The organism is Paraburkholderia sp. 32, assembly GCF_050435345.1.
Taxonomy (GTDB): domain Bacteria; phylum Pseudomonadota; class Gammaproteobacteria; order Burkholderiales; family Burkholderiaceae; genus Paraburkholderia; species Paraburkholderia tuberum.
The window spans coordinates 983,923-995,838 of the sequence record NZ_JBNDKD010000002.1; the positions used below are offsets into that span (position 1 = coordinate 983,923).

General features: G+C 59.9%; 16 protein-coding genes and 1 pseudogene. 1 reads left to right on the top strand and 16 read right to left on the bottom strand.

Going from position 1 to position 11,916, the window contains the following annotated elements:
- Positions 1-29: 29 nt before the first annotated feature.
- The 10 genes from OKW26_RS19815 to OKW26_RS19860 all read right to left on the bottom strand — a co-directional run bounded on the left by OKW26_RS19815 (position 30) and on the right by OKW26_RS19860 (position 7,651).
- Positions 30-1,001, bottom strand: coding sequence for an ornithine cyclodeaminase family protein (locus OKW26_RS19815; RefSeq protein WP_429354863.1), 972 nt, complete (start codon positions 999-1,001; stop codon positions 30-32).
- A 189-nt stretch (positions 1,002-1,190) separates the two neighbouring features.
- Positions 1,191-1,667: a hypothetical protein gene (locus tag OKW26_RS19820; protein WP_429354864.1), complete on the bottom strand. Its 477-nt coding sequence runs from the start codon at positions 1,665-1,667 to the stop codon at positions 1,191-1,193.
- A gap of 615 nt (positions 1,668-2,282) precedes the next feature.
- Positions 2,283-2,738: a GNAT family N-acetyltransferase gene (locus tag OKW26_RS19825; RefSeq protein ID WP_429354865.1), complete on the bottom strand. Its 456-nt coding sequence runs from the start codon at positions 2,736-2,738 to the stop codon at positions 2,283-2,285.
- A gap of 416 nt (positions 2,739-3,154) precedes the next feature.
- Complete coding sequence (locus OKW26_RS19830; protein ID WP_429354866.1) at positions 3,155-3,703, bottom strand: antitoxin Xre/MbcA/ParS toxin-binding domain-containing protein; 549 nt, start codon at positions 3,701-3,703, stop codon at positions 3,155-3,157.
- A 3-nt stretch (positions 3,704-3,706) separates the two neighbouring features.
- Positions 3,707-4,093, bottom strand: coding sequence for a hypothetical protein (locus tag OKW26_RS19835; RefSeq protein ID WP_429354867.1), 387 nt, complete (start codon positions 4,091-4,093; stop codon positions 3,707-3,709).
- A gap of 37 nt (positions 4,094-4,130) precedes the next feature.
- Positions 4,131-4,802, bottom strand: a complete 672-nt coding sequence (locus OKW26_RS19840; RefSeq protein ID WP_429354868.1) for a hypothetical protein — start codon at positions 4,800-4,802, stop codon at positions 4,131-4,133.
- A gap of 61 nt (positions 4,803-4,863) precedes the next feature.
- The gene (locus OKW26_RS19845) at positions 4,864-5,691 is read right to left on the bottom strand and encodes a hypothetical protein (protein WP_429354869.1); all 828 of its coding nucleotides are present in this window, start codon (positions 5,689-5,691) and stop codon (positions 4,864-4,866) included.
- 80 nt (positions 5,692-5,771) lie between these two features.
- A complete protein-coding gene (locus OKW26_RS19850; RefSeq protein WP_429354870.1) occupies positions 5,772-6,167 on the bottom strand; it encodes a hypothetical protein in 396 nt (131 codons plus the stop codon).
- Positions 6,168-6,426: 259 nt separating this feature from the next.
- Positions 6,427-7,212 carry a metallophosphoesterase gene (locus OKW26_RS19855; protein WP_429354871.1) on the bottom strand — a complete coding sequence of 262 codons (786 nt, stop codon included), beginning with the start codon at positions 7,210-7,212 and terminating at the stop codon, positions 6,427-6,429.
- Between the two features lie 4 nt (positions 7,213-7,216).
- A complete protein-coding gene (locus OKW26_RS19860) occupies positions 7,217-7,651 on the bottom strand; it encodes a hypothetical protein (protein ID WP_429354872.1) in 435 nt (144 codons plus the stop codon).
- Between the two features lie 272 nt (positions 7,652-7,923).
- Between OKW26_RS19860 and OKW26_RS19865 the strand changes: the two genes are divergently transcribed.
- Complete coding sequence (locus OKW26_RS19865) at positions 7,924-8,223, top strand: helix-turn-helix domain-containing protein (protein ID WP_429354873.1); 300 nt, start codon at positions 7,924-7,926, stop codon at positions 8,221-8,223.
- Between the two features lie 178 nt (positions 8,224-8,401).
- Here the strand turns inward: OKW26_RS19865 and OKW26_RS19870 are convergent, their stop codons facing one another.
- The 6 genes and pseudogenes from OKW26_RS19870 to OKW26_RS19895 form a co-directional block, all read right to left on the bottom strand.
- Entirely contained in the window at positions 8,402-8,860 is a 459-nt protein-coding gene (locus OKW26_RS19870) for a class I SAM-dependent methyltransferase (RefSeq protein WP_429354874.1), read from the bottom strand.
- Positions 8,861-9,119: 259 nt separating this feature from the next.
- Positions 9,120-9,923: an IS5 family transposase gene (locus OKW26_RS19875; RefSeq protein ID WP_143037180.1), complete on the bottom strand. Its 804-nt coding sequence runs from the start codon at positions 9,921-9,923 to the stop codon at positions 9,120-9,122.
- 228 nt (positions 9,924-10,151) lie between these two features.
- A complete protein-coding gene (locus tag OKW26_RS19880) occupies positions 10,152-10,403 on the bottom strand; it encodes a hypothetical protein (RefSeq protein ID WP_121321066.1) in 252 nt (83 codons plus the stop codon).
- Positions 10,404-10,532: 129 nt separating this feature from the next.
- Complete coding sequence (locus OKW26_RS19885; RefSeq protein ID WP_429354875.1) at positions 10,533-10,991, bottom strand: NUDIX domain-containing protein; 459 nt, start codon at positions 10,989-10,991, stop codon at positions 10,533-10,535.
- A 127-nt stretch (positions 10,992-11,118) separates the two neighbouring features.
- Complete coding sequence (locus tag OKW26_RS19890) at positions 11,119-11,700, bottom strand: NUDIX domain-containing protein (protein ID WP_429354876.1); 582 nt, start codon at positions 11,698-11,700, stop codon at positions 11,119-11,121.
- 14 nt (positions 11,701-11,714) lie between these two features.
- Positions 11,715-11,792: pseudogene (locus OKW26_RS19895) on the bottom strand (integrase); the annotation flags it as partial.
- Positions 11,793-11,916 lie beyond the last annotated feature (124 nt).

Below are 11,916 nucleotides of genomic sequence, written 5' to 3' on the forward strand. Positions count from 1 at the left end.
CTGTGCTTGTGGTCTATGACCCAATGATATTACCAGGGCCACGCCAACGACGTTGCCGTGCTTGTTTCGCAGGCGCGCTGATGAAGCAGGCGTGCCACCGTCAGGTCTTGCAGGGCAATACCCGTCATGTCGAACAGCGTGATGTCGTCCGGCTGCCGGTTTGTCTGGACCCGGCCGGTGATCACATCGCCGATCTCGATAGATACGGTGCCCGGCGCCCATTGAGTCTCGCCGATTTCTCGCGCCTGGGACCGGTCGTCGACGAAAACGCGACTGCGCATCAGCAAGCCTTCGGGAAGTTCACGTTTGCCTTTGGTGTCGGCACCGACGCAGTTGAGGTGAGTCCCGGGTCGAACCGCCGCCGCGTTGAAGAGCGGCCCGAAGCCTGGAGTCGCGGTGATCACCACATCGCTTTCGGCAACTGCGGCGTTATGGTCGGTCGCATGCGACACTTCGCAGTGTCCGGTGAAATGCGCTTCAAACGAAGCATCGCGCTGAGCGTCCACGGTGACATAGCGAATGGAGGAAAGCTGCTTTAGCACACGCAGCGCGAATGTGACCTGAACTCGCGCCTGTACGCCCGTGCCAAAAACGCACAGGCGGGTGCTGTCCGCACGCGCGAAGAGTGTCAATCCCAAAGCACCTGCCGCACCCGTGCGCATCGTCGTGATTGCGTTACCGTCGATCACGCATACAGGCCGGCCGGTCTTGGGATCGATCAACATGATGGTGGCCTGGTGCGGTTCGCCGCCCACGCCGCGGTTTGCCGGCCAGAAACCCGCAGCCTTAAAGCCGAGCAGGCCTTGCGACTGTACGTCGCCCGATTTGATTCCAAATACGCCACCCGTCACGAGCGCCTCCCTGACAACAGGAAAGACACGCCCTTCGCCCGCGCTGTGCAGAGCAAACGCCTCCCGTACCGCTTCGACGACATCGTCAGGCTTTAACAACGCCTCGACTTGGTGTTTGTCGAGAAGAATCAGCTTGACATCATTTCGCATCGTATTAAACCTCTGTTTGTGAATAGTTCAATCCTGCGAGCGTTTCGCACGTGCGCTAACCAGCGTGTGCCAGCCGGAGAGTCAGAGCGCGGCCGGGCTCAAGGAGTACTGCGCCGGGGCGCGGCTGCTGGCGGGCCGCCGCGCGGTTGGCGCGGTCCGCGAATACTACTGTGGTTGCCGAGACGCACATCAGCGCGGCAACACCGAGCATCGAACGCGATCGGGGCCGGTAAGGCTGTGCAGCCAGCCCGTTGCGTAAGGTCCGAGGATGCCGGCCAGCGTGCCGATGATATTGACAAGGCCGATGCCGGACGCAGCCGCCGCGTTGTTCAGATAGCGAGGCGGCAACTGCCAGAACGATGCATGTGGGTATCGACGCCAACCGCCCCAGAGGGTGAAAGCGGCCATCACCTCATAACGCAACGAAAAATCCAGCGCAGCGGCGAACAACAAGCCGCCCAACGCCGTGGGAATTGCGACGTGCCAGGCGCTGAACGAGGAACGTCGGGCATATTGTCCCCACAACAGAAACATCACTGCCGATACCGCAAATGGAACTGCGGTGATCAGCCGGGCGTGGAAACTGAATACTTCCCAGCGAACACGGGGCGCAACTCGGTTCGACTTGATCGCGAAACCAAGAGTGCCGATGCGCAGACTTTTCATCAAGTACTCGTTCCTGGGTCACCCTCAATGGCATCGGACGCGTATCTGCCCAACGGAGTATCGACGGGTAGTGGCGTTACTTTCTGCGGCTCGGCGGGAGACTGCCGACGTGCGTGACGGCAGGTGTGTTCGCCTGCCGTTTGAAAAGTATTAGTTGCCAAAAAGCCGTTGGGGTTAAGGCAGTCTGACTGATTAGTTAACTTGTGGATTAATGACGTCTCGCAAGCGAGTAGCCGGTCCGGCGTACGTCGCAGGGCAACCTGATGGGCATCCAGGAGCATCGTCAGGACCAGCGCGGCTTGCTCTGCTACCACACGTCAATGCGCCTGTGTCGGACTTGCCGGTCAGGCGCATCGTCGCTCCGTTCACTTCATTGCCGACCTGACACTGCCTTACGGACGAGTGCTGCACGACTACAACCGATAACACGCATTGCCGTTTCGTCAATCTCTGTAGTGTGGATGGCCGGTATGGGTCCGGCGAGCAGCCATTCGCCGTCACGACGCGAATGACCCATCATGGCCGAACTCGGCAGTACATGGTTGGGCGTCGGGACGCTCGAACTTCTGTCGCCGACTCCAGCGATGGGCCGCGTCCTATGAATACCAATGCAGCCTAGCTTTCTTCCTGTGTTTCGATTGGCTGACGCACATAGTAGATATCCCATTCTCCTTCGTCAGTCTTTACAAATCCATACCGCTGGTAGAAGCGGTTTGAATCACTGCCGCGTAGAGCACCGAGGCGGATTGGCATGCGTTGCGCGTCGGCGTTCGCGAAGACGTCCCGCAAGACGGCTGCGCCGATTCCTTTCCCTTGGTGCGCCGGCAGAATGTAAAGGTGGTCCAGTAGCCAGTAGTCTGCCTGTGGGCGAATGAGGATAAAGCCGGACCGAACGCCATCGACCTCTATGAATCGACACCGCGCAGGGTCGAATGACGCGAGGAAGCGCTCGCGGGCACGCTGCGGGTCGAAACGACTGATGCGCTCCAGACTCTCGCGCATCGCGGCGATACGGATGGCGACCAGTATGTCGGCGTCGGACTCGGTTGTATCAGAAAAGGCGATGTTCATTGGGAACGGCTTCCGGTCAAAGGATTCGCGAGGCTTACTTCTTGTGCGAATACTATCGCGCCGAATCGATCGTCACCAATTTGCACTTTGGGGCCGAAGGTCCGCTCATGGCCGACTGTACGCGTTCAGCAACGGAACCTTGATCAGCCATTCGCAGGCTCGCACGATGCCACCGGCCGCTTCGTGGCTTGATAGCTCAGTGAGCGCAACCCGAGCGCACCGGTCAGCCGGATGTCGGGGCTAAAGACCGTTTTTCCGGTTGCGTCCGAAACTGCGCGGCGAAAAGGCTTGCTCAAGGGGATGCCCAGCGACAACATACAAGTTATCGCATCGGATGATCGTCGGCTTTAGGCGATGTGCGGATGCGCAATCGGGCAACAAGTTCTTCAGTCGCGCCCCCAAGGTCCGGCCTTTTGCTATCCGTACCCTTCGTCAATCCGCACCAGCGCTTCCTCAACCAGCCGTGCGTCATCCTCGGTCTTCGCCATTTCGAGCGCAGTTCGGCCGGCAAACTGCTTGTGCGGCATGACCAGCCACCGGATCGCTTTATCCTGCTCCCGGAAGACGGCTATCGCCTGCGCGACTATTTTCGCGAGACGTGTCGCAAAGAGTAACGTGCCACGGGACTCGTCTTGCTCGCCGAACAGCAGTGGATTCATCTGGTCCACAGTTACCCGCACGTCGGGTCGGGAAACGACGCCCTTCAAGGCTTCAATCACGTTATCCGTTGCGGACGGCGGATCGACCCGCAGCCATGACCCGAGCGTATCGCGGAGACACTGCTGACAAAGGTCAATGCTCAGATGGGCGCCGTCGCCAAAAACCGAGCCAAAGCCGCCGCGCCAGTCGAGCGACACTTTTTCATACCACTCCCTCTGGTCATCATCGGGCGACATGCGCTGGCTGCAGCGGTCGCATGTACAGGCGGCGATCTCCTGCACCATCCTGTCACGGTATTCGCGCATGACCTACTCCCTTTCCCAGCCCGACTTTTTCCAGCCCGGAGGCACGAGACCGAGCTGCTTCGCGGTGGCGACCGGCAGGCGCAACAGCACCGTGCCCGGCCCGCGCTCCAGGTTCCCGAGCATCGTGACTTCAGCGTCTACACCGTCAAGTTCCAGATACACGACGTCCTCTGGCTCAAAAATCTCGGCGTAAAGATCCCAGCCGGGCTGACCGCCCTCTTTCGCCTGATACCGGATGTGGTCCTTGCTGCTCATAAATCGCTGTTCCTTTTGCGGGCGTTTAGCCGACGCGCCACGTGTCACGGGCAGTCGCTTCAGATACTGGACGCAATCCGCGTCGTCAATGACATAAGCCTTTTTCTGCAACGCGGCGGTCGCGCGTTCGGACATGTGCCCATCAGATCGAGCTGACACTTGCATCCTGGCATCAGCGGTGACCGTTGAGAAAGTCGAACCAGTCGTGCGCGAAAGCGCAGCCGTGATCCGGAATCCCCGAGCCGGCCAGCTTCCGGTCGAAGAACGTTCTGGTCGGCTCGGGAATTTCATCCAGACGCACGTAACGGTAGCCCGCATCGTTCGTGCGAACCGTTACCTCCGGCCGTGCAGGTCGCGGCGGCAACGCTTCGCGCCCCTGATTCAGCGCGGTGGCAAGACAGCGGGCAACGAGATCCCATACGCTGCTCGCCCATCTCGGATAGCGGCGCACGACCGTCGGTTCGCCAACCTCGCCGAGTATTGCGTCGCTCAGGGCGACCCTGTAGTCGCCGAGTGCGCCGGTCGGCCCGTCACTCGCCCGTGCGATATCCGCCGTCGCGATGACACGCTTTCCCTCCTCCTGCCCACCGGGCAGCAACTCAATGGTGATTCGAAGCATCCGCTTCTCCTTCTGTTGACCTTTCATCGGGTGCAGCAGGCGTGCAGATCCGCAGTCGCCCGGACAGCCATATGCACCGCGGCCGCCTGCGCGACCCGGCTCGTTCTCGGGATGAACAGCCACGGCTAACAGATTCGTGGCCCCCAGAGTCTGCCGCCTGCAGACCGTTTGAGCAGTCAGCCACATCATTTCCTCAAGCACGGCCGCAATTGCCTTCGCCTCCATCCCGGCGTGCGAATGCGGCAACAGCCGGACGGGCGAAGCATCGACGAGTCCCTGCAGGGCACTATGTTCCAGCCCGTTTGTTTGCTGCCCACACCTGACGCGTCAGCCCTGCTCTGGCATCCTGTGGGGTCGCACTACCAAGGTTTTCCAGCCCGTTTAGAATCAACGACGCCGCGGCACGTGTTGCGTCCAGTTTCATCACGATCCGGTCGATATCACTGAGGTCCGTCTGGCCAGTATCTAAAGATAGGTCACGCGTCATCGGGACAGTCGCGTCGGTGGCGATCGCGGCATTCACCTGCTCAGCAGACAGCGCAGCATCAGCATCATGCCGGGGGATGCCTCGCAGCGAACTCAGCGGGATCTGAATCCGAGGATGGTTCGAGGTCGTAGATGCCTGTGGATGAGATCCGCAACCATTCACCCATAGTGTCCCGCACACAGTGCTGGCACAGGTCGATACTGATTGCGCAGCCATCGCCGAAAATAGAATGAAATCCACATAGTAGGCAATCGAAACCCGCTCATGCCAATCCCGGTCGGCCTCATCCGGGGTCATGCGTCGTCCGCAGCGATCGCACGTGCACCCCGAGACCTCGTACACCCCTTTCCCCAGGAATTCGGGCATGCCCTGCTCCCTGAATCGCGACGCATCCCTTGTCCACTCTTGTGGAACCAGCCCCGACTGCCGTGCCGTGGCCGTCGGCATACGCAGCACGACAGTGCCGGAGGGATGTCCCCATACACTGTTGATCATGGTCACATCGGCCTGCACGCCTTCGAGCTCCAGATAGACGGTGTCTTCCTTCCCGAACATTTCGGTGTAAGGCGTCCAGCCCGGCAGATCGCCGGTCTTGTCCTGAAACCGGATAGTGTCTCTGGTGCCCATGATGGGTTTCCCGTGCAAGAATCAGTCGACGTGTTCGGAGAGGGATTGACCCGGTAAGAAGATGATCACGTCACTGGACGTTATGCTCCGAATGTTCCGCGGAACCGGCGTGCGGCATCAACGACCGCAACGTGGTGATCAAGCGCATCCTTGGGCGCGATCGGGGCGGTACAACCCTCCTCCACAATCCAGCCGTTGGGAAAGTGAAACCAGGCGGCAATTGTCCACGGGTCCGTGGCGGGTCCGAGCTCTGCCAGAATTTCCCGGATGACCGGCAGCGGCTGATCACGATCATCGAACTGGTATCGGGCAAAGTACCGCTGACCTCCAGCTTCCACGCCAAAGATCCAGCCGCGTTGCTGCCATCCGGCTACGTCCGCGGGAACGGTGTCTGCCCCGATCCACTCGCCCTCGGCCAGGATTTTCAGGATCGTGTCTTCCCGCTGAACCTGAAGACGGTGGAGGGCTGTAGTCATCGCTGTTCCTGTTTTACGCGTGGCGAGCGCAAAGGCCTTCAGGCGCGCCCGTAACTGTGCGCTGCTCCCGTCAGGCGGCAATGACTGTCGCCGTCTTTTTCGCCGGTTCGCCCTGGTCAAGCGCGCTCCATGTCGGGATGCTCCCTCGAGTCCGTAGTCTTGGGGGTCAACCATTTTTTTGCAGGCGATCTCCTCGCGGCAGCGCCCATGCGCACCGCCAGAACGTTTGCGCCGCCTCAGCGCGCCACGGCACAGCTGCTCACAACTCGATCATCAGCGCCGGATCAAACGCCGGGTTTTCCCATTTCAGGTCGGTCGGCGCACCCGCCATCAGACGGTTCGTCGCATAGCCGCGCGGGTTGGCAATCACCCGCGACTGGCCAACGCGATAATCGAACGAGTCATGCACGTGACCGTGAATCCACACGTCGGCCAGCTCGAGCACAGGTCGCAGGTCACTCACGAATGCAGCGTTGACCGGGTCGTTCGCATAGCGCGGATGCACCGACGGCGGAGCAACGCCGTGATGGGTCACGACGACCGTGCGCCCGTCGAAGGGCTTTGCCAGCTCGGTCCGCAGCCACTTCACTGTCTTTTCGTGCTCGGCCAGCGCATGCTCTGGCCGAAACCGTCCGCCATCGCTAGTGCGGATAACACGATGGTCATGCAACATACGCCCGGCCAGCGCCATACTCCGGTCGCGCACGCCACTGAGCGCATAGTCTGTCCAGAGGCAACAACCGAGAAACCGCACATCACCCATGAAAAACGTGTCGCGCTCAAGGTAATGAATCGCAGTACCGGCCGCGCGCATACGGATGGAGTTGGCAAGCGTGTCGTACTCCGTGCCATACGCTTCATGGTTGCCATGCACGTAGATGACGGGCACCGGCCAGCGCGCAAACAGCTCAATCGCATCGGCCCCTTTCGCAATGTCGCCCGCGAGCACCAGCACGTCCGCATTCGTCAGCCTGACGGGGTTGTGATCCGGAAAACTCTGGTGCACGATCTCCAGATGCAGATCCGAGGCGATCTGGATACGCATGCCGTCAACTCATACCTGCGACATCAACCGTCGGTTTCCGGCGGCCAGCCTTCGACGAACGCGCCGGCGTGGACGGGTAGATGCGCTTTCCGGGAGAGTGTTTCTCCGCGATACCGACAGGCATCGAGAATTCCTCGCCCGCTGCTGTCGTGAACCGCGCAAACGAGACCAGCGGATGCTGCTCGTCATAGGCTGCCGTTGCGCCGATGTGAATTTCGCTCAGCGGCTCCAGACTCCATTGTGCCGAGTCCTTGTGCGGCTTCGCGCTCAGCACTGCCGCGCCCCGTACGGTCTGGCCGTCTGCCGTCAGTTGTAGCAGCGTCTTCGCGGCACCCGACGCGAATTCCACCATGACAACCCGGGGCAGGTCGCGTTTTCCAGCGGCAAATTGCAGGATGAGCACGTCCCCACAACCCGCCATCTCGGCAACGGCCCACAACGCCATTCCGTGCCATGTAGGCAGACGGTTCTGGTCAGAAGTCAAAAACATAAGTCTAGATTCCTATCTCTACAGGCCACCCACCGCCGCTTTTGAAAACAGTTCGGCGGCCGTGGGTTCGCAGAATGCCGCTTTCAACTCCTGCGCTGGGACGCCGCCGAAGCCGCTATCGCCGCGCTAAAAAGAGTGGTGATGACACGATAATTCATACTCGAGTATGAAGACAAATTATAGCGGTAAAAGGACAGTGCTCCCATTTCACGGGAGCAAATTTGGAAGCAGCGGAAGCCTTCGGAACTGTACTGCGTGCACGCCGGCTTGAGGCAAACCTGACTCAGGAACAGTTGGCATTTGAGGCTGATATTCAACGGGTATATGTAAGCAAGCTGGAATTGGGCCGCGCCCAACCGACACTTGCAATGCTGCTTACTCTGGCAAGGGCGCTTGATTGTGCGGCCAGCGAACTGGTTGCTGCTGTCGAGCAACATATCGCGAACGCCCACTCGAAAAAGAAATCGGGACTTGAGCCTAGACGCCAGCGCGCTAGGGCAAGCGGGAAGCTTCCAAAATAAACATGCGTATTGGGTGAGGTATTCCAGGCGGAACGCATGAGCAGCGCCCTTCCGTGTTGCGCGCCGCCCTTTTCGAATGACGCGAAATTCGTTGTGATTACGCCTGCATACCGAATCCCTCATTACCCCAGCTTCCAATGCGTCCCACGAATCGTCGAGCGTGCGTTTGCGCACCACATCATGGCTTGCCTTCAGAACATTGGCCCGGCGCTTCAGGTGCCTGGCATTGCGCCTTGGGTCTCCGCGCATGCTTTCCCGTGATAAGGGCGTCTTCGTCCAGAGGCATCCAAACAGCGGAGAGCATCACCAAGTCGAATTCTCTTCGTCGCGAACGTACAGACATGAGATCCGGCAGACTGTCGTCCACCCATTCAATCCGGGAAGACGAATGCAGCCCGATTCCTGCGACGCGCAACGCGTCCACTGGTTCTACGGCCACAACTGTATGCCCCATAGCTGCTAACGCAGCTGCATCGGTTCCGATACCGGCGCCAACGTCAAGAATGTGGGCCGGGGGCATCGGCAAGAGATGCATGACAGGCCTATGGCTGTTCTCAAATGAGATGTCCTGCCATTGCTCGATGAGAGATTGAGCGTTCTCAGCGTAGCCTTCCGTCCCGCTTACGTTGATGGACACCACCGACTCCACATGTCGCGTTCTCGCAAGGTTGCCCGATTGTCGCCAATCTAGCCCGCGACGTCCAACGTCCGTTCGTGGCCGGCTTCTGCCCGATGACGCCACATGCAAACTGCCGGGCGTCCAACCCCACGTGACGTAGCAGCTGAACCCCTAATGCCACGAAAGCTGGATGCGGTCGGGCGGTTGTGGCCGGCGGGTCGTCCGGCGACAATTCTCCCCCTCGCTGCAAGGCTGCGGTAACGGCAGTTAGAGCGTGTTAGGCACTTTTCATAATCGGTGCAGCATGAACGAGCATAAGCATGGCGAAGACGACGAAGTGCAGGCCTGCCAGGGTTTCGGGCAGGCGCTCGTAGTCGCGTGCCAACCGCCGGAAGCGGTTGAGCCAGCCGAAACTGCGCTCGACCACCCAGCGGCGGGGCAGCAGCACGAAGCCCTTCTTCGCCTCAGGCAGCTTGATGACCTGCAGTTCAATGCCTTCATCACGTGCGGCCTGTGCAGCAGTGTCGCCCGTATAGCCCTGGTCAGCAAACGCAAGTTTCACCGTCTGACCGGTGACGTGCTGAACCTGACGCGCAAGCTCGGCCACCTGCGCGCGCTCCTGCTCGTTGGCCGGCGTAATGTGCACCGCGAGCAGCATCCCCAGCGTGTCGACAGCCATGTGAACCTTGCTGCCCCGCTTGCGCTTGTAACCGTCGTAGCCCGCACGCGGCCCGCTTTCACACGTGGACTGCAATGTGCGTCCATCCAGAATGACCGCACTGGGCTGGCCCTGACGCTGTTGCGCCACGCGCAGCACCGAGCGCAAATCGTTGACCATCGCCTCGAAACAACCCGCGTTCAGCCAGCGCTGCGTTTGCTGGTAGACCATTTCCCACGGCGGAAAGTTGGTCGGCAGCATGCGCCACGATGCACCCGCGCGCGCCATCCAGCGAAGCGCGTTGAACATTTCGCGCAGTTCGTATCGGCGCTGCGGTGCATCTTCGTTCATCAAGGTCAGATACGGAGCGGCGAAGCTCCATTCCTCGTCCGAAACATCTGTCGGGTATGGCTTGCGTTCTATCATCCCGCCAGGTTACCAGGTCTGACAGAAAGTGCCTAACACGCTCTAGGGTGGGAAAACGGCTAGGCAAGCGCCGGCCACCGTCTGGACATCACAGATTGGCGGCAGAACGACCGCGCTGTCGCAGTTGATACGACTCAGCCAAGAGCGGCGATCGTCCATGACTCGAGCAGCCTGCTGTGGCGCTCTGGATCCGCAGTCGCCGCCTCAGTTGCCGCGAAGCGACCCTTATCCGTGCCCTGTCACGAACTTTTTCGTCGCGTGATAGCCGTGCCTTGTTGCATCGGCAACGGCATGGCCGGCCTCCTTCGCACCGTGGCCGACCGCGTGCGCGGCGTCGCGCACAGCATGCCCGCTCTTCTTTACTGCCGTCTTGACATCGTTCTTGAACTCGTGGGCACCAGTAGCCAGGCTCGCATGCGCCAGCGGGCTGAGCACGGCCAACACGAACAGAATGATCGAAATTCTCGTCTTCTTCATCACTTTGGGTTTTCCCACATAAGATTGGTGCGCACGATAGTCAGCCGGACAAGCGGGCGGGGCGCGGTCATACTGGATGCGAGCGGCGTTCTCAAGCTCCGGGCAGCCGGGATGCCACCCGGTCGACATCTAACGGCAAAGATCTCCGCTCAGATACGCAGCCACTGGCGCTGTCAGTCCGAAGCCATGCAATTCCTCCGGCGTTGCCAGATGCGCGGCGACAATCTCGCGATTATCGATCCGCAGCTCGGGTAGGCGATCGAGGTGTAATTCGAAGAAATGCACCCGGTCTCGTCGTCCGTCCCAGGCGCCGCAGACGCTGCCCACCGGGAGCAATGTGTACGACGACAGACCAATTTCCTCTTCCATTTCGCGCTGCGCGGCTGCCTCGGGCGTCTCTTCGGGATGGACACTTCCTCCCGGAAGATTCCAAGCGGTCCGGTACGATGCTTTCACGAGCAACAGCGACTGCCCGACATAGATTGCGACAAGCGCGCCCTGATGGCTGGGTCGTCGAAGGTGCCACCAGACACGAGCAAGCGGATATCCGATGCGAAGCGCCATACGCCAGACAAAGTCGATGATCATGGAACCGTAGTTTAGGCAGCGTTTGATCTTGCTCAGGATAGCGATTGTCGGCAATTCCGAGGCGTATGTCGGCCGGCGTCGATGGCCGGCCGCTGCCGATCACGCGTACCTGGCTTGCCATCAGCTTTTAGAACTTGAGGAACAAATCGTCGATCGAATACGGTAATGCCAGTTCGGGCATTTCGTGCCTTTTGAAATACCGGGTGTCCTTGGTTTCGGTGTCGGTAGGAATTCCGGAACCGCCAGTGATCTTGCACTGAAACAACGTCGCAACGTATTCAACCTGATCGCCATTGGGATACGTGTACCGGAATGCTCGGCCGCCGAAGACGCCGAGAATGCCATGAATGCGGATGGCGTATCCGGTCTCTTCCATCACCTCCCGGGCAATTGCTTCTTGGGGGCTTTCACCCAGTTCAATTCCCCCAGCTGGCAAACTCCAAGCCTCATCCGAAAATTTCTCTTGCAAGAGAAGTCTGTCCTCGTGATCGTGAATCACGGCCCCAACCGACGGGCTTAGTATCAAACCATTACCGACCTTCTGTCTCAACCAACCGATGTAGCTCTCGTCATTCAAAATGCCACCCGCATAGGAAAGTCGAACCGTTGAGATGGAAAACCGAACCTCGGCATCGGAGGCGATTGTCGCGGATCTGAACGGCCTTGTCGAACGGCCGAAAGTGGCCGGACAGCGCCCGATGCAGACCACCGTCCGGAGGTACCTCAAACTTCAGTCTGCTCGGCCATCTCGAGCGCATCATCGACCTCGATGCCAAGGTATCGCACTGTGCTTTCCAATCTATTGACTGCAGTCAATAGACTTGACTATCTCCCGCGCGGAACTATGTCCGGTGCTCACTGAGAACCCCTGTCTGGCGTGGCTTTCCCGCATCGACGCTAGACATTGGCATTCTCCCTTTGCAGG